This window comes from Pseudomonas sp. MAFF 730105, from assembly GCF_055380705.1.
Map to the genome: position 1 here is coordinate 2,819,548 of NZ_AP018438.1, position 23,496 is coordinate 2,843,043.

Genomic DNA, 23,496 nt, shown 5'->3' on the forward strand with positions numbered 1-23,496 from the left:
CTAGCGCTCCTGTTTGTGCAGGCAGAGCACACTCAGGCCAATCAGGATCGGCACCGTCACCAGCAGTTGCAGGAAATAAGGCGCCAGCGCCTGCAGCTCCAGCGCCTTCGAAAACACCCCTCGGCTGATCGTGAGAAACTGTGCGGTGGGATACACCTTGCCGACCAGAGCGCCGAAACCCTCCAGTGAGGAAACGGGGTTGATCAATCCGGAAAACTGAATGGCCGGCAGCAGGGTGGCAATGGCGGTGCCGAAGACGGCCGCAATCTGGCTGTTCATGAACGTCGACAACCACAGGCCCAACCCCGTGGAGGTGCCGACATACAGCAACGCCCCCAGGCTCAGCACCCAGAGACTGCCTTTGAGCGGCACGCCGAACACCCAGACGGCCAAGGCACACATCAGTAAAAAGTTGAGCATGCCCATGGCGACGTAGGGCAGCTGTTTTCCCAGTAGGAACTCCAGCCGGGTCACGGGCGTGACATACAGGTTGATGATCGAGCCCATCTCCTTTTCCCGTACCACCCCCAATGCAGTGAGCATGGCCGGGATCATCATCAACAACAGCGGAATAATTGCCGGCACCATGGCTTGCAGGCTTTCCACATCCGGGTTGTAGCGGTAACGCACTTCCACGTTGGCCAGCGCCGCTCCGTTATAGCCGAGCTCTGCCAGGTAGCCGCTGTGCAAGCCGTTGACATAACCCTCTATCGTGCGTGCGCGCATGGGCATCGCACCGTCCACCCAAGCGGCTACCGTGGGCTGGCGGCCGCGCTTGAGGTCGCGGCCGAAATTGGGCGGGATTTCCAGCGCCAGGGTGATTGAACCGCTTTGCAAGCGGGTCTCCAGGTCGGCGTAGTCAAGCAGCTCGGGTTGTTCGATAAAATAGCGCGACCCGGAAAAACTGCGGACATAGGCCAGGCTGGTGGTGGTCTGGTCTCGGTCCAGGACCGCAAACGACAGGTCTTCGACGTCCAGGCTGATGCCGTAACCCATGATGAACATCAGCAATACCGTGCCCAGCGCCGCCAATGTCAGGCGGATCGGGTCGCGGCGGATTTCCATGGTTTCGCGTTGGGCGTAACTGAGCATTCGCAGGCCGCTGAAGCTGTTGCGGCGCGACTTGGAGGGTGCCTCGGGCGGCGTTTCGATACCGGGTGATTGCTTGCTCGGGTTCTCGGACTGCGCTGGGGTTGCCTCGCTGCCGGCGGCTTGCTCCAGGTATGAAACGAAGGTTTGCTCCAAGCTGGCCAACCCCCGCTCAATGATCAGTTGCTCGGGCGCGCCGCTGACCAGTACCCGTCCGGCATGCATGAATGATATTCGGTCGCAGCGCTGCGCCTCGTTCATGAAATGGGTGGAGATGAATATAGTCACACCGTCATTGCGCGACAGGTCGAGCAAGTGCTGCCAGAAAGTGTCACGAGCGATGGGGTCTACCCCAGAGGTGGGCTCGTCGAGGATCAGCACGTCGGGTTTATGGATCAGCGCCACGGCCAGCGACAGGCGTTGGCGGATACCCAACGGCAACCGGTCGGGAAGGTCGTCAAGGTTCTGTTTCAGGCCGAAACGTTCGGCGGCCTCGTGGACGCGGCTGTCAATTTCATCCCTGGGTACATGGAACAACTGCGCATGCAGCACCAGGTTCTGCCGTACCGTCAGCTCGTTATAGAGGGAGAAGCCTTGAGACATGTATCCCACCCGCTGTCGGGTCTTGAGGTCGTTCGGGTCGACTTGCTTGCCGAACAGCCAGGCCTGCCCGGAGGTGGCCGGTAACAAGCCGGTCAGCATTTTCATGGTGGTGGACTTGCCGCAGCCATTGGAGCCCAGGAAACCGAAGATCTCTCCGCGCTCGATGCGAAAACTGGCGCTGTCCACTGCTGTGAATGCGCCGAAGCGACAGGTCAGTTCCCGGGCCTCGATGGCGATCACCGGCTGTCCAGAGTGTTCGACGCGCGGCGTGATCACCAGCGGTGTGTGGCCCCGTCGACGGTCGGGTGGCAGCAGGGCGATGAACGCTGCTTCCAGGTCCTGACATTCGGTCCGCTGGAGGATTTGCGCAGGTGAACCACAGGTCAATACCTTGCCGGCGTCCATCATCAGCAAGTGATCGAAGCGCTCAGCCTCTTCCATGTAGGCCGTGGCCACCAGCACGCTCATATGGGGCCTGCGGGTTCGCAGGTCGGCAATCAACGCCCAGAACTGATTACGCGCCAAGGGATCGACGCCGGTCGTGGGCTCATCAAGAATCAGCAGGTCGGGGTCGTGAATCAGCGCACAACACAGCCCCAGCTTCTGCTTCATGCCTCCCGACAACTTACCTGCCGGGCGATCCGCAAAAGGGGTCAGCCCGGTGCTCGCCAACAAGGCATCGATGCGTTGCCGACGTTCATGCCGGCCCTGCCCGAACAGGCGGGCAAAAAAATCCAGGTTCTCAAGTACGGACAGGGTCGGGTAGAGATTCTTGCCCAAACCCTGTGGCATGTAGGCAATGCGGGGACACAGGGCTTCACGATGACGGGCGTTGGCTATATCGCCGTTCAACACAGTCAGGCGTCCTTGCTGTACGGTCCGGGCCCCTGCGATCAACCCCAACAGGCTGGACTTGCCGACACCGTCCGGGCCGATCAGGCCGACGGTGGCGGTGGCGGGAATATCCACTGTGACGCTGTCCAGGGCGATGGTCTTGCCGTACCGCAACCCCACGTCCTGCAGGCGTGCTGCCCAAGCGAACCCGTCGGTCATTCTGGCACCTTGATTTTCAGTGCTGCTGGCCATTGGGCTTGAGGGTTCAGCCGAACATGGGCCACGCCAGGTACGCCGGTTTTCACCTGGCTGAGGTGCTTGCGCAGCAGTTCGGGGTCTATCCGCGCCTTGATACGGAACATCAGCTTTTCCCGTTCACTGGTGGTTTCCACCGTCTTCGGCGTGAATTGCGCAACACTGTCCACGTAGCTGGCAGTGGCAGGGATCACGTATTGCGGCACGGCATCAATGATCACGTGCACTTCGCTGCCGATAGCCACCCGACCGGCCTGCTGAGTCGGCAAAAAGAACGTCAGGTACACGTCGCTCAGGTCCACCAGGTTCAGGACCTTGCCTCCAGCGGGAATCACTTCGCCTTCTTCGGCGATGCGGTATTGCACCCGTCCATCGCGAGGCGCCTTGAGCTCGGTATCGGCCAGGTCCGCCTGCAAGCGTTGCTCGGTCGCGGCTGCCGCCTCGATGCTGGCCTGGGCCTCCTCGACTTGAGATTTGGCGGCTTCGATCCCGGCCTGGGCCGTCAATACTTGTGAGTTGGCTGCCGCCAGCGCGGCCTGACCGCTGTCGAGCAGCGCGCGGTCGTCATCCAGCTGCTGGCGGGCGAGGGCGTTGCGGCTCACGAGGATTTCCGTGCGGGCAAAGCGCTTCTGTGTGGCAATCAATTCAGCTTGGCGCTGGGCAACCACCGCCCGCGCGGTAACCTTTTCGCTTTCCCGTTGCGCGACGAGCGCGGCTGCGGTGAGTTTGGCGGTACGGGCCCGCTGTAACTGGGCCTGGGCCTGGAGCAGTTCGGCTCGCAACGCCTGGGTATCCATGCGCGCCAGCACCTGACCGGCGGCGACCTGCTCGCCCTCGGCCACCAGAATGGTGCTGATACGCCCGGCCAGTTTGCTCGCTACATCGACTTCGGTGGCTTCAATCCGCCCGTTGCCGGTGGCGAAATCGGGGTCTACAGGGGCGGGTTTGAACAAATACCAGGCACCCAGGACGGCCATGAGAGCCAAGCTCCCCAGAGCCCCTCGTTTAAGCCACTTGCCGGTTAGGTCATTCATCCCTGCCTCTCAGGTCTCAGCGAAGATTGGTGCTGAGGGAGGATAGGGCCGGAGTGAGAGTCGCTATGTTGATCTGCGTTAAGGATCTGTTTCTTAAATGCAGAAATTGAAGTAGCGCATGGTACTCCGTGAGTGAGTGGTGTTTTTGTGCGCGACGTCCTAGGCGGTCGGTATCTGCCGAATCCGTGCGCAGTCGTTCCAGCTCCTTCTCCACCAGTGCCATATCAATGCGGCCGCTGTCAGCCAGTGTGGCCATGCGGGTGATGGACGCAGAGAACTGTCGGAAGTTTCCGCAGTAGAGATAGCCGTGACCTGCCACCCCCGCACAGGTCCGTACGTGCGGCACTACCGCATACGGCCCCTGCTCGGGTATGTGACGCGAAGCGAGCCTCTGAGCGAGGGCCGGGTAGGACAATTCCTACCCGGCCCTCTGTAATCCCTAGTCCTAAATAAGATTGCTCTGATTCTAGGGGGTAGTGGCTCCTGGCTATTATTTGAGGGCCAGGATGGCATCCTGATGCGTCCCCAAGCCCACCACGCTTGGTTATTGCATCCGGCAATTCAGGGAAGGTGGTCGCGTACAGAGCGAGATTTGCATCGTGCTGACATATATCGATGTGGCTGATCTTTGCGTAGGCATGTATATCCAGAAGCTGGCCAGATCCTCTGAAGAACGTGCGTTCTGGAATGAAAGCTTTCTGATCCAGAATGAGGTGGTACTGGACAGAGTCCTTGCATCAGGCGCTGTCGGTGCGTGGATTGACCCGTCCAAAGGGAGGGCCGAACCCGCCCCTGTGCCTGATGAAGCCGTTGTTCAGTCTGGGCAAGATGCCCTGCAGTCCCCTTGCTCCTCGAGCCGATCGTGCTCGGAAGCGTCCGGTCCGCGTCCGCGGGTGGCAATGAGTGAAGAGCTAGTGCAGGCGGTGAAGCTGTGCGCCAGATCCAAGACTGCGGTCATGGAGATGTTCGGCGACTTACGGATGGGCCGGATCGTTCAGTTGGATCGAGTCACGGACATGGTGGGTGAAATCTCCGACTCACTGCTACGTCATCCAGACGCATTACTCAGCCTCGTGCGCCTCAAGGTCGCAGATGAATATACCTACATGCATTCCGTGGCGGTCTGTGGGTTGATGATTGGTCTGGCACGTCAGTTGGACTTGCCGCCGCTCCTGGTTCAAGAGGCCGGGCTGGCGGGCTTGCTGCATGACGTGGGCAAGATGGCCATACCCACGGCGATCCTGGCGAAACCCTTGCCACTGAATGAAAGCGAACATACGACAATGCGCACGCACCCGGAGGCGGGGGCCAGGATGCTGGCGGACAGTACGCATTTCACTCCCCGGGTGCTGGACGTTTGTCTGCATCACCACGAGAAGGTCGACGGCAGCGGCTATCCCCATAAGTTATGTGGCACCCAGATCAGTCTGTTTGCACGTATGGCGGCTGTCTGTGATGTGTATGACGCCGTGACCTCTGACCGTCCTTATCGGGATCGCTGGGGGCCCGCCGAATCGATTCGAAAGATGGCGGGATGGGCCGGGCATTTTGATGAGAAAGTGCTTCATGCCTTCGTCAAATGCATTGGTATCTACCCGGTGGGTGCGTTGGTGCGGCTTCAAAGCAACCGGTTGGCGGTGGTGATGGAGCAGCATGCCGGGTGTTTGCTCACGCCCCGGGTGAAGGTGTTCTATTCGGTGTCGAGTCGTACGCCGTTGCCTCCCGAATGTATTGATCTGGCCTGTGGGCAAGACAGCATTGTCAACTTCGAATCAGAGAAAGCCTGGGGGTTCAAGAACCTCGAAGCACTCTGGATGGGCCAAGGACCGGGTGAGGCGTCTCGATTTGGCTGACCTGTGCGAGTCTGTAGTTTTCAACCAGCGCTTGTCGCTGGTTTTTTTTGGGCCGTTGTTCAGCGTGCTTGTAGCGGTCAGCTAGGAATTTTCCTACCGCAAAGCCGCAATCCTTAGATGGAAATAAGGATGCTCCGATAGTTTGATTGCCATTATTTAGCCATTGTTTCTCCAGGCCAACAAAACCGAGCACCCGGTGGTGGGTGTCTTGCGCGGGGTCCGGTCGGATCCGCACTGAACTGGAGAGATGAAGGTGAAAGGACAGGTAATTTCCTCCCCCCTGATCTTGATGCTACCCGCGGGTTTGACGGGCGTGCTCGGTTGCGTCGTGATGCTGTTCAACGCGGACTTCAGCTTGCGCAGTGCGGCCAGTTGCGTACCGGTCTTGGTTGGCTCGTTGCTGATGGGCGTGTGGACCCAACGTTTATTGAGCGCCCGGCAATGCGCCGGACAAGGCGACGATCAGCCATCTCGGTTTTCTTCTACCGTCTCACCTGATGATGGGTTGGGCGAAGTGTGCGCGCAGGTACTGCCGATCTGGAGCCACCAGATCGATGCCGCACGGATCCTCAGTGAAGAATCGATTTTCAAGCTGAGTAGCCGATTCGCGACGTTGTCGGGGGACATCAGTGCTTCTGCCTCCCAGGGCGCCGGCCAGCGTTCGGGAGCACGGCTGCTGGACATACTTGAAGTGGGCCAGCGGGACCTGGATTCGATCATGGTTGCCCTGCGCGATGCGCTGTTGCGCAAGGAGTCGGAGCTCAAAGAGGTATTGCTCCTTTCCGACTTCACTTCCCAACTGCAGGAGATGGCCCAGTTCGTCGGTGACATTGCCCGGCAAACCAATCTGCTGGCGCTCAATGCCGCCATTGAAGCGGCTCGGGCAGGCGATGCCGGTCGCGGCTTCGCGGTCGTGGCGGATGAAGTGCGCAAGCTGTCCAGCCTCTCCGGGCAGACGGGGCAGAAAATCAGCGAAACGGTCAACACCGTCAATGCCGCCATCTCCCGCACCGTCGAGCTTTCTCGGCACCAGGCACAGCAGGACTCACAAACCCTGGCTCACTCAGAACAACTGGTGTCCCAGGTGATCGAGCACTTCCGGCACAACGCCCAGGCCATCGTCGATACCAGCAGCAGTCTTCAGCAGCAGAGCGAAAACGTTGCCACCGAAATATCGGGGGTGCTGGTCGCTTTGCAATTCCAGGATCGAGTGGGCCAGATGCTTTCGCTGGTCAACAACGACCTGCTCAAGCTGCACGGGCATCTCGTCGAGCGCCAGCAACTCGCACTCGCCGGTGGCACGCCAGCGCCGATCATCGCGAACACCTGGCTCGAGGAATTGGCAAGCACCTACACCATGCCTGAACAGCACGCGATCCATCACGGTAAGCCTGTGGTGAGCAGCACTTCATCCGAGATCACTTTTTTCTAGGAGTTTCCCCCATGGGCAAAACCATCCTGATTGTCGATGACTCTGCCTCCATTCGCCAAGTGGTGAGCATCACCTTGAAAGGCGCTGGATACGAAGTCATCGAAGGTGTCGACGGTCGCGACGCGCTGACCAAGCTCGACGGACGCAAGATCCATTTGATTGTGAGCGACGTGAACATGCCGAACATGGACGGCCTGAGCTTCGTCAAGGCCGCCAAACAACTGCCGGCCTACAAGTTCACGCCGGTGATCATGCTGACCACCGAGACCGGAGATGGCATGAAGCAACAGGGCCAGGCCGTCGGCGCCAAGGCCTGGATGGTCAAGCCCTTCCAACCGGCTCAGATGCTTGCGGCCGTCTCCAAACTGATCATGCCGTAGCGCCGCCAGAGTCCCTGGAAAGGAGATTGTCATGACGAATACCACCGCAAGTCTGCGTCGAATCCTGGTTCTCGAAGGACCCCTGACCATTTACACCGCCACCGAACGCAAAGACCTGTTGCTGGAGCTGTTTCCCCTGGCTCAGGAGGTCGAGATGGATCTGGGCGGCGTGGACGAAATGGATACCGCCGGACTCCAGCTACTGGTGCTGATCAAACAGGAGTCACTGCGCCATGGCTCCAGCCTGCTGCTGAGCAATCCCAGCACAGCCGTGCTTGATGCACTGGACATGAGCGGATTGCACAGCTTTTTCGACGAGTCGGCTCCGACTCGTCAGCAGAGAGGTTGAAACCATGAGTTCGCCCATGAATCTGGACGACGTGCTACGGACGTTCATCGCCGAAAGCCAGGAGCTGCTGCTCCTGATGGAAGATGCCCTGTTGCAGGTTGAACAGACGCCGGATGATGCCGACACAATCAATGCGTTGTTTCGCGTCGCCCATACCATCAAAGGTTCTGCCGGCCTGTTCGGCTTCACGCCGATCGTTGCCTTTACCCATGTGGCCGAAAGCGTGCTGGATCGGGTCCGTGGCCATGAACTGCGGGTGGACGAGTCGCTGAGTGCCTTGTTCCTGGAAGTGCGAGACCACCTGTGCACGCTGATTGACTTGCTGGACTGCCACGGCGACCTGCAAGGCATGACCGCCGAGCATGAACGGCAGGGGGCGGCGTTGGTGGAGCGTCTGAACGGCTACCTGGAGCACCGTCACGAGGCGGTGCAGCCCCTGGCAACGGCTGAGCCGGCGCAACCGGCGTGTTCCGCCCGTTGGCACTTGTCTCTGCGCCTTTCCCCCGACGTCCTGCGCAACGGTATGGACCCGCTGTCGTTGCTGCGCTACCTCAACACCTTCGGTCAAGTCAGCGCGGTCGTGTGCATCACCGATGGCATGCCGGATATCTCGACCATGGAGCCGGAAACCTGTTACCTGGGGTTTGAGCTTGGGTTTGTCAGTGACGCCGACCAGGCCATCATCGAAGGTGCCTTCGACTTCGTCCGCGAGGGTAGCCAGATCTGCGTGCTGCCGTGCAATGGCGACCTGACCGGTTTCCGGGCCCTGATTGGCCGCCTCGACGCTGAACCCGATGCCATGATCGAGGCCTTTATCGCCTGTGGCTCCGTGACTCGTGAAGGTTGGCTGGCGAGTCCGGCCTCGACTGATTCGGCGACCGTCGCGATGCCTCCCGCGGCGCCAGACCAGGTGGCTCGCGACGATGCGGGCAAGAGCCGGGGGGCGAAGGAGGCGCGTCCAGCCGAAGGTAATCTGATTCGCGTCGATGCGGGCAAGCTGGATCAATTGATCAACCTGGTGGGCGAGCTGATCATCGCCGGTGCCGGTGCCCATCTGGGGGCCATCCAGAGCGGAATTGGCGAGCTGATCGAATCGACAAGCTCGCTCTCGCGTCTTGTCGAGGAGGTGCGCGACTGTGCCCTGACCCTGCGAATGGTGCAGATCGGCGGCACCTTCAACCGCTTCCAGCGGGTGGTGCGCGATGTATCCAAGGAGTTGGGCAAGGACATCGCCTTGCAGGTGCTTGGGGCGGAGACCGAGCTGGACAAGACCGTGGTCGAACGCATAGGCGATCCCCTGACCCACCTGGTGCGCAATGCCATGGACCACGGCATCGAACCCTCGCAACTGCGCCGCGCCCGCGGCAAGCCGGAGCAGGGTACGGTTCGCCTCAACGCCTATCACGAGGCAAACAGTATCGTCATTGAAGTCAGTGACGACGGCGGTGGCCTGAACAAGCAACGCATCCTTGCCAAGGCAATGGAGCGTGGACTGATTGTCGAAGGGCAACAGTTGGCTGACGGCGACATTCTCAATCTGATTTTCGAACCCGGTTTTTCCACCGCCGATCAGGTCAGCAACCTGTCCGGGCGCGGGGTGGGGATGGACGTGGTCAAGCGGAACATCGTCGCCCTGCGAGGCTCGGTCAATCTGGAAAGCGAGGAGGGGGTGGGGACCACGGTGCGTATCCGCCTGCCGCTGACCCTGGCCATCATCGATGGCTTCCTGATCGGTGTGGGCAGTGCCTCTTATGTCGTGCCGCTGGACCTGGTCGAGGAGTGCATCGAGCTTTCGACGGACGACTGCAGCCACCAGGATTTCCTGGACTTGCGAGGCTCGGTACTTCCAGTCCTGCGCCTGCGCGAGATGTTTGCCATCGATGAGCCTAATCATGGCCGTGAAAACATTGTGGTCGTGCATTACGCCGGGATGCGGGTAGGCCTGGTGGTCGATCAATTACTGGGGGAATTCCAGACGGTGATCAAGCCGTTGGGCAAGATTTTCGGTACAGCTCATGGACTGGGCGGCTTCACCATCCTGGGGAACGGAGCAGTAGCGTTGATCCTGGATATTCCCAAACTACTAGGGCAAGTCGCCAGCCAGCAGTCGCACGGCACGCTCCTCAGCCCTGAATTGACTCAATAGTTCTCCCTGGAGTACAGCATCATGACCGTCAAGAAAAATATCTCGCTGCTGGTCGCCTCAGCTCTGTTGGGCATCCTGATCCTGGTTGGCCTCTGTCTTTATCTGATGGGCGGGGTCAGGACCACTGCCAGCTATGCGCAAGTCAATACGGTGCCCAGCCTGCAGTTGCTGGATGAAGTGGCCTTGTCCCTGGCGGACGACCACAGCCGGCAATGGCAGAACCTGTCCGGACCTGCCGGCAGTCCTCGGCAGAGCGATAAGGAATCGGTGCTCCAGGCACTGGATCGCTATCAGAAAGCGTTCATCTCCGACGATCGTGATGCAGCGCTGCTCAGCGCCTTGCGCAGCACGGTCAATGAATACAATCGGGGCGTGGAGCGTTTCGACAACGCCCTCAGGAATGCAGCCCCGGAAGCCCGCAGTCTGTTGGTCGACTTGGAAGTGACGCGTGAAAAGGTGACTTCCGCCTTGGCTGATATCCGTCAGTACAACCTGGACCTGGGAAGTAAAGGCGCGGCGATCGCGGCCTCGACCGAACGGACGGCGATCTACAGCATAACCTTGGTCGGCGGCGCCACCTTGCTGGTGATCGGCCTGATCGGCTTCTTCCTGGTACGCCGGTTGCTCAGCACGTTGGGAGGCGAACCCGACGATGTACGGCTGCTGGCCGAGCGATTCGTGGCCGGTCAGTTGGACGTGCAGGGCGGCAACCATGGTCTTGAACGTACCGGACTGATGGGGACCATGGACCGTCTGAGCGGGACTTTGAATCAGTTGATCGGCGAAATGAATCACATGTCCGCGGAGCACGACAAAGGCGACATCGATGTGCAGATCGATGCGGCACGCTTTGCTGGCAGCTATGGGCTGATGGCCCAAGGCATCAACGATATGGTCAGCGGGCATATCAGCGTCAAGAAGCAAGCCATGGCCTGTATCAAGTCGATCAGCGAAGGCGATCTGCAGGCCCCGCTGCAAGCGTTCCCCGGCAAGAAAGCCTTCATCAACGTCACCATCGAGCATCTTCGCAGCACCATCATGGCGTTGATCGAAGAGATGCGTCACATGTCGGACGAACATGAGAAAGGCGACATTGATGTGCAGATCGACGTCCAGCGATTCCAGGGCTCGTACCGTCAGATCGCCCAGGGTATCAACGACATGGTCAATGGCCATATCAGCGTGAAAAAACAAGCCATGGCGTGCATACGCTCCTTCGGCGAAGGGGATCTGTCGGCACCATTGGCCCGCTTCCCCGGCAAGAAAGCTTTTATCAACGACAACATCGAACAACTGCGCAGCAACATCCAGGCGCTGATCGAAGACACCCAGATGCTGAGTGAGAACGCCATGATCGGCAAGCTCGACACCCGGGCGGACAGTACCCGCCATCAAGGGGATTTCCGCCGGATAGTGGCTGGGATCAACAGCACGCTGGACTCGATCGTTGCCCCGCTCAGCGAGGCGATGGAGGTCATGGTGGCGCTGTCCAATGGCGATCTGACTCGCAGCGTCAAGGGTGATTACCAGGGCAGCCTGCAAGACCTGAAGCACGCGGTCAACGAAACGGTGGGCAAGCTCTCGCAGATCATTGGTGAGGTGCGCAGCTCCGCTGACTCGCTGTCCAGCGCCTCGGAAGAAATTTCCGCCACGGCCCAAAGCATCAGCCAGGCGGCTTCGATACAGGCTGCATCGGTTGAAGAGACGTCGGCGTCGATGGAGCAGATGTCAGCGTCGATCTCCCAGAACACCGAGAATGCCAAAGTGACCGATGGCATGGCCGGCAAGGCGAGCAGGGAAGCGAGTGAGGGCGGGCAGGCGGTCAAGGACACCGTTTCGGCCATGAAAACCATCGCCGAGAAGATCGGGATCGTCGATTCGATTGCCTACCAGACGAATCTGTTGGCGCTCAACGCCGCCATCGAAGCGGCCCGTGCCGGCGAGCACGGCAAGGGCTTTGCGGTGGTTGCCGCCGAGGTGCGCAAACTCGCCGAACGCAGCCAGGTCGCGGCACAGGAAATAGGCCAGGTGGCCAAGAGCAGTGTCGCCCTGGCTGAGCGGGCCGGCAATCTGCTGGATGAAATCGTACCCTCGATTACCAAGACCTCCGATTTGGTCCAAGAGATTTCCGCGGCTTCTGAAGAACAATCCATCGGCTCGGAGCAGATCAATACCGCCATGTCGCAGATGAGCCAGATCACCCAGCAAAACGCCTCGGCCTCCGAGGAACTGGCCGCCACCGCCGAAGAAATGAGCAGCCAGGCCGAGCAACTGCAGGAATTGATGGGGTTCTTCACCCTGCACGGTCGGGCTGCGGTGTCTGCCGTACCGCGGGCCGCTTCTTCCAGCCTGGGTAGCATGCAAAGCAGTGAGCATGCCCAGGAAGGCGGTTTCATTCGCTTCGGGAGTTGAGCCATGGAACCTGCAGTCTTGAGCCATTTCGAGCAAGTGCCGCAGAGTCCGAGCGACAGTGAGTTCCTGCAGTTCCTGACGTTCGTGTCCGCCAGAGATGTCTATGCGATCGACACCTTATGCGTGCGGGAGATCATCGAGTACGGCCAGGTCACAAGCGTGCCGATGATGCCGGATTTTATCCGGGGGGTGATCAACCTGCGCGGTTCGGTGGTACCGGTGATCGATCTGCAGGCGCGCTTTAGCAAGGGCGCCACGCAGCAAGGTATCAGGACCTGCATCGTTATCCTGGAGCTGGTGCAGGAGGACGAGCCGCAAGTGTTGGGCATCGTCGTCGACTCGGTCGGGGAGGTGATGGAGATCGACCTGGCCGACATCAAGGCCGCTCCAGCGATCGGCAACCGGATCCGTGAAGACTTCATTCGAGGGATGGTCAAGGTGCGAGGAACCTTCCTGACCGTGCTTCAGATCGACCAGGTGCTGTGTGTCAACGAGATCGCCAACCAGTTGCACTAATCGGTAGCGATCAGGCGTGCCCACGTTGTCTTGAGATGGATGCTGCCCTCTACGGCGGATCCCGAGGAGTGAACCATGTCCATATCCGCCTCGCGCCTGCCGACCCCAGGGACGGCAGCGCCACAGTACCTGACCTTTAGCGTGGGCCGGGAGATGTTTGCGGTAGGCACCCTGTGCGTAAGGGAGATTGTCGAATACGGTCTGATAACCCCGTTGCCAATGGCGCCGCCGACGGTGCGAGGCATCACCAATCTGCGCGGGGCGGCCATTCCCGTGCTGGACCTTGGCCTGTGTTTTGGCGGTGCGCCGACCCTGGAAAACCCACGTACCTGTATCGTCATGCTGGAGGTCCGTGGCAGCGGCGTCGCAGGCCTGGTGGGCATCATTGTGGACGCGGTCAGCGAAGTGCTGGAGATACCGGCCGAGCAGATCGAGCCGGCACCGGCGCTCCAGGGACGCCTTAGCCCCGCGTTTGTAGTGGGGATTGGCAAACTCAGCGACCATTTCGTTCTGTTGCTGGACATCGAGCACCTGCTCAATAGCGATGACTGGACGGCGCTAGGCCATTCGGACATTGATGCAGGCGAGCTGAAACCATGAATGTCGTTCTCTCCGACAACGAGTTCCAGCAGTTCCGGGCAATGATTCACGAAATTGCCGGGATCAGCTTGTCCGCTGCCAAGAAGCAACTGGTCAGCGGCCGCCTGGCCAAGCGCTTGCAGTTTTTCAACTTGACCACCTACGGCAGCTATTACCGCTTGCTGATGAAAGACCGGACCGAGTTGCAAATGGCGGTGGACCTGCTGACCACCAACGAAACCTACTTTTTCCGCGAACCCAAGCATTTCGAGTTCCTGCGTGACGCAGTGCTCCCCGAGCTTCGCGGCAATGGTCCGGTGCGCGTCTGGAGTGGTGCCTGCTCCACGGGAGAAGAGCCCTACACCCTGGCCATGGTCTTGGCCGACAGCCTGGGCACCCGGCCATGGGAGATCCTCGCGTCCGACATCAGCACTCGGGTGCTGGAGAAAGCCCAGTGCGGCCGTTACCCACTGGACGGTATCCGTGGCATTCCCGAGGCGCTGTTGAACAAGTACTGCCTGAGGGGCGTGGGCAGCAACAATGGCATTTTCATGGTTGATCGAGCGCTGGCGTCACGTATTACCTTCACGTCGATCAACTTGAACAATTCGCTGCCCTCGGTGGGGCAGTTCGACGTGATTTTCTTGCGCAATGTGATGATCTATTTCGATAACCACACCAAGTCCGAGGTGGTGAAACGCCTGAGTAAGCACCTGAGGCCAGGCGGCTACTTCATCGTGAGCCACTCAGAAAGCCTGAATGGCATCACCGAAGAATTGCAATTGGTCAAACCTTCCATCTACCGCAAACCGGGTGCTTGAGATGGCTCGGGTGATCGAATACTTCCTGCAGCCTGGTGACGTGGCGTTTGGAGGGCGCCAGATGCGTTTGTGCACTGTGCTCGGGTCTTGCGTGGCACTGGTGTTCTGGCATCCGCAACGCTTGTTGGGCGGCATGTGTCATTACATGTTGCCTCGGCGAGGGCGGTGCGACGTGGGAAGCCTTAACGGTCGTTATGCTGCGGATGCGTTGGCGCTGTTGTTCGAATGCATTCATCGGACGGGGGCCCGGCCCGATCAGTTCGAGGTGAGCCTTTTTGGCGGGGCTGACATGTTTCCCGGGGTGAAACGCTGCAACGACATCGGGATTGGCCAGCAGAACATCGATGCCGCCAGGAGCCTGATCCAGGCCCATGGATTGCAATGCCGGGTCTATCACGTAGGCGGCCGCGGGCATCGCCACCTGGTGTTCGATGTAGGCACCGGACGTCTGCAACTCCATCATGGCGATTCTGCGCTCAAGGTATTCGAATCACCCAAGCGTCATGCCTGAGGCAATCGAGTCCATCGTTTCAGACCAGCCCTTCATTCAAGGCGTAGCGCACCAGGTCGGTGCTGGTGGCGAAGCACATCTTTTCCATCAACCGAGTCTTGTGAGTGCTGACGGTTTTGTTGCTGATCACCAGTTGCTCGGCGATCTGGTTGACGCTCAGCCCTTGAGCCAGCATGCGCAGGATCTGGAATTCCCGTGAAGTCAGGCTTTGCGAGGCGTTGTCGGGTGTTACACCGCTGCTCTGGAGTGCGATCTGTTCGGCCAGTTGCGGATCGAGGTAGCGTGCGCCGGTGCTCACCTTGCGAATGGCCGCCAGTAGCGCTTCCGGCTCGCGGTCCTTGGTCATGTAGCCCGAGGCCCCGGCGCGCAGCGCGCGTTGGGCGATGTGAGCTTCGTTGTGCATGCTCAGGATGAGCATCGGCAGCTTGGGGTAATGGGCATGGATGCGACCGATCAAGTCCTCGCCACTGGCGCCGGGCATGGTCATGTCCAGCAGTAGTACATCGACGTCGGTATGGCGCAACAACTCCAGAACCTGGGCACCATTCTCCGCTTCCGCCACCACGGAAAAATCCTTTACCAGCGCGAACAATTGCTTGAGGCCTTCGCGCATGATCGTGTGATCGTCGGCCACCATTAAACGGATCATGAGTCTTGACTCCTTGGAGCAGGTACACGCAGTTGAACGGTTGTGCCGCTGCCAATGCTGCTGGATATGGTGGTGGTGCCTCCCAAGGTCAGGCCTCGTTCGCGCATTCCCAGCAAGCCGAGGGTCTTGGAGGATTGGTCACGTTGTTCAAACCCTTTGCCGTTGTCGGCGATCTCCAGCGACCAACCATTATCGCTTTGCTCGAACGCGATATTGACCCGAGTCGCTTCGGCGTGCCGGGCAATGTTGGTCAGCGACTCCTGGGCGATTCGAAATGCCGCTGTGGCACTGGCATCGTCCAGGCAGATTTTCTGCGGGTGGATCTCCAGGTTGCAGTCGATGCCCCATTGCTGCCTGAACGTGTCGGTCAGCCACTCCAATGACGCAACGATGCCCATGTTGAGGATGGAAGGACGCAGGCTGGTGGAGATGTTCCTGACCACCTGCACCGTTTGGTCGATCAGTTGCAGCAGGCGTGCAACTTGTTCGGTGAGCTGGGGCAATTGCTCCGCGTATTGGAAGCGCAGCAGCGAAGTGCCCATGCGTATGGCGGTCAGATGTTGTCCAAGCTCATCGTGGATTTCCTGTGCAATCAGCTTGCGTTCCTCTTCCCGCGCACTCTCACGACTGGACATCAACTGGCGCAGTTGCTTGTTGAGCGATGCCAGGCGCATTTCCGCCAGGCGCAGCTGCGAAATATCCCGAACGACAGCCAACACAGTGGCAATTTTCCCCTGGATGTTCTGCTCTGGAACGAGACTGATGTGATAGACGCGTTGCAGTCGATGTTGCGCGGTGAGCACGTATTCGTGCTCCAGGGGCTGGCCCTTTTCGACGGCCTCGATAACCGCTTCACGGAACAATTGGCTTTGCAGGTTCTTCGGCAGGATTTCGAGTAGATCCCTGTGCAGCAAGTCGCTGAGCGGGCGATCCAACCAGGCTTCCAGGGCCGGATTGACGAACAACAGTTCTCCCGTCGGACTCAGTCGCGCAATGCCGTCCGGAGAGTTTTCAACCAACGTGCCGATTTCCTGTTGCCGGGCCAGTTCGTTGCGCTGGGCTTCGCGGATATCGGTGATGTTGCGAGCAATGCAAACCAGGCGATGCAGGCGTCCATTGGGATCAGCCACGGGCACCAGGTTGAAGTGCACGACGAGTGAGCGCTGACCGCAGGGCAGGTGTGCGTCCAGCTCGATGGGGGCACCCACGGCAATGCAGTGCAGGCAGATAGCCTCGACGATATTGGCGGCATCTTTTTCCAGGCACTGGCCCAACGGTTGACCGATCATGTCCGAATGACGCTTGGCGAGCATCTCGCACAGCTTGGGATTGGCTTCCAGGCAACTCAACTGTTGCTCGGCATCCACGGCGAGCAGGCAAAGCATGTCTTGCGAGTGGTCGAAGACTTCGCGATAACGACGTTCGCTCTGGGCCAGGTGGCTGTGAGCTGAACGGCGTTCCCACGCAATGGCACCGATATGGCTGGCCATTCGAGCATGCTTGCGGTCCTGCTCGCTCAGTTGGGCTTCACCGCTGACGAGCAACAGGATGGCTCCCATCGCGATGCCGTTCTTATCGATCACCGGTTCTACCCAACAACCTCGATAACCTGCCTGCACGGCGGGCTGGCAGAACGCGAAAGCAGGGGCATTGCTTTTCAAGTCTGCTAGGAAGTGAGGGTGTTCGAACAACTCGGGATGGCGATCGAGGTCCTCGGCCAGGCAGGTCTCGATCCAGGAGGCGTCTACGGGAGGCGCCCGAAGCGGGTCGTCGCCAGGCACTGCCTTGAAAGCCATGGCGTTACCAAAGTCGGGTGTCAGGATCTTCAGGTAGGTGCTGAGCAGCGGTAGCACCTCGATCAACGTGTCGTTGGTGACCATCTTCTGGAAAATGGCCGAGCGCGCATTTTCGGCGCGCTCCTGCCGGCGCAGCGCGCTGACATCCTGGGCTGTGACCAGCACCCCGCACAGCTCGCCCGTTTCGTCGTGCTCCGGCGTCAGATTGCACAGGTAGTCCACGGAGCGACCGGAATACGAATCTCTGCTTTCCAGCAGGAAGGTGTTTGCCACGCCCGTCGATAAGGTGAGTTTTACCTGCGTGCCAAAGTATTCATCAAGCGGATCGGCTGTCGAGGTACGTTCCGTGATGTGAGTGTTGGGAAAGCTTCGGGCGCGTTCAAGCTCGGGATTGGCATAGATCTGCTGTCCAAGCCGGTTATAGCGAAGGATGATGTTCTGTGAATTCTTGGCCAGTAACAGGTATTTTTTTTCGTTATTGAGCAATGCCTGGCGCAAGGCGAGATGCTCGCTGATGTCTTCGAGCTGCGACACAAAGTAAAGCGCCTCGGCATCGTGGTTACGGGCGACGCCGACTGTCAATCGTGCCCAGAGGATGCTGCCGTCTTTACGGATGTAGCGTTTTTCCAGGGTCAGGCTCGTGCGTTGTCCCTGGATGAGCCTGTGCAGGTCGTCCTTGCTGACATCGGCATCGTCCGGATGAGTCAAGCGCTGGAACGACGTGGCGCGAAGCTCTTCTTCGCTGTAGCCAAGCATCTGGCACAGCATCCGATTGGCAGCGATCCATTCACCGTTCATGCGCAGTAAGGCCAAGCCCGTACCGGCGGAGTCGAACGCCAGGCGATAATCCTGTTCAGCAATGGGGATGTGTTCGGTGCGGCGGATTTTTACCAGGTACGTGGATTTCTGGGCGTTGTAGTCCAGCTTTACACTCAGCGTGTCGCCACCGGTCGACAGACTTTCGAAATGCCAGTTTCCCTTGAGTCGGGCATGGGTGAGGTGCTGTTCAAAGGTGAGCGGCTTGAGAGAGAACAAGGCGCAGGAGGGAACGAGGGAGGCGGCGCTTTCGCTGAGCCCAAGCAGCCCGCTGGCGCAATCATCCATGATGAGTAGCGCCCCCTGGGCGTCGAGCAACAAGACTCCCACGTCAACCGCGTCCTGCGTAAACCGTGTCGCTACCGCAATGGCTGAGTCCATTCGCCCATCCTCTGGTAACACGTTCCTGAGCATAGCTTAAGTTTTTGAGCTGAAATCCAGTGTTCGACTATGGTCTCTGGATTACCTGCTGTTTCTGATGAGCGCTTGGTGTATACCTGCAAAATGGGACCCGCCGGCGGCGACGTGGGCAGGAATTCTCTTGGACAGAAATCAAGGATGAGACCACAATGATATTATTGTGACATCAATTGTGCAGCCTAAGCAACGAGGGTGCCTATGCAAGCAGCGCCAAGGAAAAGGGTCAGTTTGCGCAGATGGATCTGGCGGGCGTTTGCCAGTACCAGTCTGTTGCCGCTCGTCTTGGTGGAAGGTGTGCTGATCACCACCTATTTCATGACCAACCAGTCCATTCGACGCTCCCAGATCGAATACCTGCACCAAAGTGCGACACGAGACATACAAGTATCGGTTCAACAAAATGCCCTGTTGGTGCAGGGGCAGTTGGAGCAGATTCACAAAGCGATCAGTCTCTATGCCAAGTCCACGGAACATGAACTCACCGAGGACCAGCCTCGGATAGCGGCATCTTTGTCAATGAGTGCCGACGGCGTCCGTTACAGCGCAGTAAACGACGGGACGTCCGCCTCGTTCTATTCCAATGTCACTCCGCCGCAAAAGCAGGACCTCTACAAGATATCCCTGCTGGCGAATCAGGATTTCATGATGAAGCAGTTGAAGGACGGAGATCCTTTGATTGCCAGCATCTATTTCAATAGTTGGGACAGCTATAACCGGATTTATCCCTGGTTCAATACGCTCGAGCAATACCCGCATGATATGGACATCACCCAATACAACTTCTACTACCTGGCCGATGCAAAACATAATCCTGACAAAAAAATAGTCTGGACGGATGTCTATCTGGATCCCGCCGGTCAGGGATGGATGATGTCTGCCATTGCACCGGTTTACAGCGGGGATTTCCTCGAGGGCGTCGCCGGCGTCGATGTCACCGTGGATGGCATCTTGAAGCGAATAGAACAGTTGAAGATGCCTTGGAATGGCTACCTGATGCTGCTCAACAGCAAGCTCGATGTCATGGCCGTACCCAAGGCGGGGCAACGTGATTTTTCCCTGCGAACCGCCGAGAACCAACCTGCTGGCGAGCCGGTTGATCGCGAGCGCTTGCAATCGTCGGATTTGAACCTTACGCGTCATCCGGACCTCGCCAGCCTCAACCAGAATCTACCCGGCCATCCCGAGGGTGTCGTTGCGCTGACGTTGAATGGACGCCCTCATCTGGTTGCCTGGAGCAGTATTCCTTCTACCGGCTGGCTCTTGCTGGCAGTGGTGGACGAAGCGGCGGTCATGCAGGAAACCAATCTGCTTGCCAGTCGTTACCGCGAGGTGGGGTATCTATTGGTCGCGGGGTTGGTGCTGTTCTATACCGCGTTCTTCGCCTTCATGTGGTGGCGTACACGCGACCTCAGCCGCCAACTGAGCAAGCCGGTGCAAGGGGTTTCGCGCATGATGCGCGAGATCGGTCGAGGCCACTGGCAACCGACCGCAAGCCCTTCCGACATCACCGAACTGTGGTCAATGTCCAACCATGCATTGGGCATGGGCAGGCAGTTGGCCCAGGCCGAGTTCATTCGCAGCTCCACACAGCAGCGCCTTGAGTTGGTCATGGAGAGTTTTGCCGAAGGGCTCTGGGAATACCACCCGCAACAGCGTCGCTTCATTCTCAAGGGGGCCCTGTGTCAGCGCTTTGGCTTTGCCACCAATGAGGTGCCGATGGCGACATTGCTGAAGAACATCCCCGCTGAAGACCGGCAGAGCTTCACGCAGTTCCTGGAACAGGCCAGGGGCAGTGCCAGCGTGGCGCCGGAAGCCGAGTTTCGGATCAAGGACATGCATGGAGAGTTGATCTGGATACTTTGCCGGGGCCGCACCCTGGAACCCTCTCGGCTTGATGATTCCAGTGTCGTGGTCGTGGCGTGTGTCGACATCACGACGCTCAAGCAGACTCAGTTGGATCTTCGAGAGAAGACCCTGGAGGCGGAGGCCGCCAGTACTGCCAAGTCCAAATTCATCTCCAGCATGAGCCATGAACTGCGTACGCCATTGAATGCAATCTACGGGTTTGCCCAGCTGGGGCTCATGCAGTTGCCTGCCCAGGAATCGGAACAGACGGTCTACCTGCAGGAAATCATCAAGGCCAGTGAACACCTCATGCAGTTGGTCGACGATCTGCTTGATCTCTCCAGCCTGCAGGCTGAGAAGCCCCTGCTGGACCTCATACCCGTGCATGTGGCAAGCCTGTTATCCAATTGCGCTGACATGGTCCAGCAGCAAGTCTGCGCGCAGGGTCAGACCTTGCACATCAATCCGCCTCCGGATGCATGGTATGTCTGGGCGGACAAGCGTCGGCTCAAGCAGGTCCTGATCAATCTGTTATCCAATGCAATCAAGTACAACCGGCCCGGTGGGCACATCACGCTGGGGGCTGTGGTTGTCGACGACGGAGCCAGGCTTCGACTCTATGTAACGGATACCGGAGCGGGCATTTCCCCGGCTCTGCAGGGCGAGCTCTTCAAGCCCTTCCAGCGGCTGGGTAAAGAGAACTCTTCCATCCAGGGAACCGGCATTGGCTTGGTGCTGTGTCGAGACCTGGCGCTTCTGATGCATGGCACCATGGGCTTCTTAAGTGAGATGGGAGTGGGGAGTACCTTCTGGGTCGAGCTGTGCTCGTCGGCCTTTCCTGCCCCCGGGAACGCGTCCATGGTCTCGACGATTGCCTTGCCGAGCGTCCTGTTGGTGAGTGACAACCCCAAGGACGGTCAAGTGGTCCGGGAAGCATTGAACGGCGACTTTCAGTTGGAGCGGGTCGATACGTTGCTCGACGCCAGCCTCGTGCTTGGCACCACGCCTGTCAGCGTATTGATCGTCGCCACGGCGGACCCTGCGTCCGTGCTGGACACTTTTTTCAGCGGCCTGCGCATGGATGCCTCCAAGTCTGTCATATCGATCGTCGTGGTTCGTGGGGCCGTCGATCACGTGTCAGTTGATCACCTTGGGTGCCAGGCCATCGTGTCTGCTCCATTGGAGGCGCAGAGTATTCGTCGTCTGGTCTTGACGCTCACCACGGGGAGGGCAGACGCATGTTTGCCAAAATAAATGCGCACTGCAGGATCGTGATCATCGATGATGTGGCCACCAATCTTCGGCTACTGGATTCATGTCTGCGGGCCGTAGGCCTGTCAAACATCACGACATTCAACAACTCTGCACAGGGACTTGACTGGCTGCTTTCGAATGCCTGGGACCTGGTGTTGCTGGACCTGGACATGCCCGCACCCGATGGCTTTGAGATCCTTGACCGACTTGGTTCCCGTGACCGCACCGAATCCCCGATCATCATCGTAACGGCCTTGAGCGACCAGCAGAATAGGCGAAAAGGACTGGAAAAGGGCGCCAACGATTTCATTTCAAAACCTATCGATCTGCCCGAAGTGCTGCTCAGGGTCCGTAATTGCCTGGAACTGGCGCAGGCCGCGAAGCTACTGCGCGACGTCAATAGTGAACTGGAGCGCAAGGTGGAGTTGCGCACGCTCCAGCTGGCGTCCAGCTACCGGGCGATCAGTAGCAGCTTGAGTCGGGCAGCCAGCTATCGTGACGATGAGACGGGACACCATATCGTTCGGATTGGCGAGTCCGCTGCCTTGTTGGCCAAGGCAATCGGCATGCCTGCGCAATGGTGCGAGCTCATGAGGATGGCTGCGCCGATGCACGATATTGGAAAAATCGGTATTGAAGATGCCATTCTGCAAAAGCCTGGCGCGCTGACACCACAAGAGCGGATCATCATGCAGGACCACGCCCGCATAGGTTACGAAATCCTGCATGACCCCGAGGGCTCTCCCTTGACGGATCTGGCCGCGGAAATTGCCTTGGCGCATCATGAGCGTTGGGATGGCGCCGGCTATCCCCAGGGATTGCGTGGCAAGGAGATCCCATTGTCCGCAAGGATCGTGGCCATCTGTGATGTGTATGACGCCGTAAGGATGCCCCGCGCCTATAAACAGGCTTGGGACACCGAACGCTCGAGACGTTATGTCATCGAGCAATCCGGTACTCATTTCGACCCTTTCCTGGTGGACGTTTTCTGTAATCTCTTTGACGAAATAGATCGCTTGCGCCTGTCCGATACGCGGAATGACTGAAGCGTATCGACGAATGTGTTCCTCGCTGAATGGGTGAACGACTGGTGTAGCGGCTGGCCGAATCCTGGCCAACCGCTTACTTGCCCCCGGTCACGTCGAGGAATGTACCGGTAACGAATGACGCCTCCGCGCTGGCCAGCCACAGAATGGCCCGCGCCACTTCCTCCGGCTGACCGCCTCGGCCCATGGGGATCGTATCCTTGACGCGATCGACCCGCCCCGGCTCGCCGCCGCTGGCGTGCATGTCGGTGTAGATGTGGCCGGGGCGAATACCGTTGACGCGTATCCCTTCCCGGGCCACCTCCTTGGCCAGCCCGATGGTGAAGGTCTCCAGGGCCCCCTTCGATGCCGCGTAGTCGACATATTCATTCGGGCTGCCGAGGCGCGCCGATGCCGAGGAAACATTGATCACGACGCCCCCCGGGCCGTTGTGCCGGTGGGACATGCGTTTCACCGCCTGTTGGGCACAGAGCATCGGGCCGATGGCGTTGACCGCAAAGATGCGCTGCATGCGCTCGAAGCCAAGGTCCTCCAGGCGCGACTGAATGGACAACACTCCGGCGTTATTGACCAGTACGTCGATGCGTCCGAACGAGCGGTCGATGGCTGCGAACAACTTGGCGACTTGCTCGGGATCGGCACTGTCGGCCCGCATGGCCAACGCCCGGCGTCCCGTTGCCTGCACATCCGCCGCCACGGCCAGCGCCGAGGTCTCGTTGGCTACGTAGCTGATCGCGACGTCGTAACCTCGTGCGGCAGCTAGCCGCGCGGTAGCGGCACCCACTCCGCGACCACCACCGGTGATCAGCATCAACGGGGCCTGCGAGACGTTATCCATCGAGAGTACCTCTTGTAG

The 23,496-nt window shown here is 59.2% G+C and carries 16 protein-coding genes and 2 pseudogenes; 12 read left to right on the top strand and 6 right to left on the bottom strand.

Annotation, left to right across the window (positions count from 1 at the left end; genetic code table 11):
- From rbbA to PCOSP_RS12685, 3 genes and pseudogenes are all read right to left on the bottom strand, one after another.
- Entirely contained in the window at positions 1 to 2,745 is a 2,745-nt protein-coding gene (rbbA, locus tag PCOSP_RS12675) for a ribosome-associated ATPase/putative transporter RbbA (RefSeq protein ID WP_464711522.1), read from the bottom strand.
- Positions 2,742 to 3,758 (bottom strand): HlyD family secretion protein, encoded by a 1,017-nt coding sequence (locus PCOSP_RS12680; RefSeq protein WP_464711523.1) that lies wholly within the window; start codon positions 3,756 to 3,758, stop codon positions 2,742 to 2,744. Before PCOSP_RS12680 ends, rbbA begins: the two co-directional genes overlap by 4 nt.
- A 244-nt stretch (positions 3,759 to 4,002) precedes the next feature.
- Positions 4,003 to 4,110: pseudogene (locus tag PCOSP_RS12685) on the bottom strand (hypothetical protein); the annotation flags it as partial.
- A 304-nt stretch (positions 4,111 to 4,414) separates the two neighbouring features.
- Between PCOSP_RS12685 and PCOSP_RS12690 the strand changes: the two are divergent.
- The 10 genes and pseudogenes from PCOSP_RS12690 to PCOSP_RS12735 all read left to right on the top strand — a co-directional run bounded on the left by PCOSP_RS12690 (position 4,415) and on the right by PCOSP_RS12735 (position 14,814).
- Positions 4,415 to 5,668 (top strand): HD-GYP domain-containing protein, encoded by a 1,254-nt coding sequence (locus PCOSP_RS12690; protein ID WP_464711524.1) that lies wholly within the window; start codon positions 4,415 to 4,417, stop codon positions 5,666 to 5,668.
- An 829-nt stretch (positions 5,669 to 6,497) separates the two neighbouring features.
- A pseudogene (locus PCOSP_RS12695) lies at positions 6,498 to 7,100 on the top strand (methyl-accepting chemotaxis protein); the annotation flags it as partial.
- Between the two features lie 11 nt (positions 7,101 to 7,111).
- Positions 7,112 to 7,480 (top strand): response regulator, encoded by a 369-nt coding sequence (locus tag PCOSP_RS12700; RefSeq protein WP_139642155.1) that lies wholly within the window; start codon positions 7,112 to 7,114, stop codon positions 7,478 to 7,480.
- Positions 7,481 to 7,511: 31 nt separating this feature from the next.
- Positions 7,512 to 7,829: an STAS domain-containing protein gene (locus tag PCOSP_RS12705; protein WP_139642157.1), complete on the top strand. Its 318-nt coding sequence runs from the start codon at positions 7,512 to 7,514 to the stop codon at positions 7,827 to 7,829.
- A 16-nt stretch (positions 7,830 to 7,845) separates the two neighbouring features.
- The gene (locus tag PCOSP_RS12710; protein ID WP_464711525.1) at positions 7,846 to 9,975 is read left to right on the top strand and encodes a chemotaxis protein CheA; all 2,130 of its coding nucleotides are present in this window, start codon (positions 7,846 to 7,848) and stop codon (positions 9,973 to 9,975) included.
- A 21-nt stretch (positions 9,976 to 9,996) separates the two neighbouring features.
- Positions 9,997 to 12,387, top strand: a complete 2,391-nt coding sequence (locus PCOSP_RS12715; protein WP_464711526.1) for a methyl-accepting chemotaxis protein — start codon at positions 9,997 to 9,999, stop codon at positions 12,385 to 12,387.
- Between the two features lie 3 nt (positions 12,388 to 12,390).
- Complete coding sequence (locus tag PCOSP_RS12720; RefSeq protein WP_139642164.1) at positions 12,391 to 12,903, top strand: chemotaxis protein CheW; 513 nt, start codon at positions 12,391 to 12,393, stop codon at positions 12,901 to 12,903.
- Positions 12,904 to 12,978: 75 nt separating this feature from the next.
- The gene (locus PCOSP_RS12725) at positions 12,979 to 13,503 is read left to right on the top strand and encodes a chemotaxis protein CheW (RefSeq protein WP_464711527.1); all 525 of its coding nucleotides are present in this window, start codon (positions 12,979 to 12,981) and stop codon (positions 13,501 to 13,503) included.
- Positions 13,500 to 14,303, top strand: coding sequence for a CheR family methyltransferase (locus PCOSP_RS12730; protein ID WP_139642168.1), 804 nt, complete (start codon positions 13,500 to 13,502; stop codon positions 14,301 to 14,303). Before PCOSP_RS12725 ends, PCOSP_RS12730 begins: the two co-directional genes overlap by 4 nt.
- A gap of 61 nt (positions 14,304 to 14,364) precedes the next feature.
- Complete coding sequence (locus PCOSP_RS12735) at positions 14,365 to 14,814, top strand: chemotaxis protein CheD (protein WP_464711528.1); 450 nt, start codon at positions 14,365 to 14,367, stop codon at positions 14,812 to 14,814.
- 19 nt (positions 14,815 to 14,833) lie between these two features.
- Here the strand turns inward: PCOSP_RS12735 and PCOSP_RS12740 are convergent, their stop codons facing one another.
- Both PCOSP_RS12740 and PCOSP_RS12745 read right to left on the bottom strand, forming a co-directional pair.
- A complete protein-coding gene (locus PCOSP_RS12740; RefSeq protein WP_139642172.1) occupies positions 14,834 to 15,463 on the bottom strand; it encodes a response regulator in 630 nt (209 codons plus the stop codon).
- A complete protein-coding gene (locus PCOSP_RS12745) occupies positions 15,460 to 18,456 on the bottom strand; it encodes a sensor histidine kinase (protein ID WP_464711529.1) in 2,997 nt (998 codons plus the stop codon). Before PCOSP_RS12745 ends, PCOSP_RS12740 begins: the two co-directional genes overlap by 4 nt.
- 267 nt (positions 18,457 to 18,723) lie before the next feature.
- Between PCOSP_RS12745 and PCOSP_RS12750 the strand changes: the two genes are divergently transcribed.
- Both PCOSP_RS12750 and PCOSP_RS12755 read left to right on the top strand, forming a co-directional pair.
- Positions 18,724 to 21,594: an ATP-binding protein gene (locus tag PCOSP_RS12750; protein WP_464711530.1), complete on the top strand. Its 2,871-nt coding sequence runs from the start codon at positions 18,724 to 18,726 to the stop codon at positions 21,592 to 21,594.
- Positions 21,579 to 22,640: an HD domain-containing phosphohydrolase gene (locus PCOSP_RS12755; RefSeq protein WP_464711531.1), complete on the top strand. Its 1,062-nt coding sequence runs from the start codon at positions 21,579 to 21,581 to the stop codon at positions 22,638 to 22,640. The genes PCOSP_RS12750 and PCOSP_RS12755 overlap by 16 nt, the downstream gene beginning before the upstream one ends.
- A 76-nt stretch (positions 22,641 to 22,716) precedes the next feature.
- Here the strand turns inward: PCOSP_RS12755 and PCOSP_RS12760 are convergent, their stop codons facing one another.
- The gene (locus PCOSP_RS12760; protein WP_464711532.1) at positions 22,717 to 23,478 is read right to left on the bottom strand and encodes an SDR family oxidoreductase; all 762 of its coding nucleotides are present in this window, start codon (positions 23,476 to 23,478) and stop codon (positions 22,717 to 22,719) included.
- Positions 23,479 to 23,496: the final 18 nt, after the last annotated feature.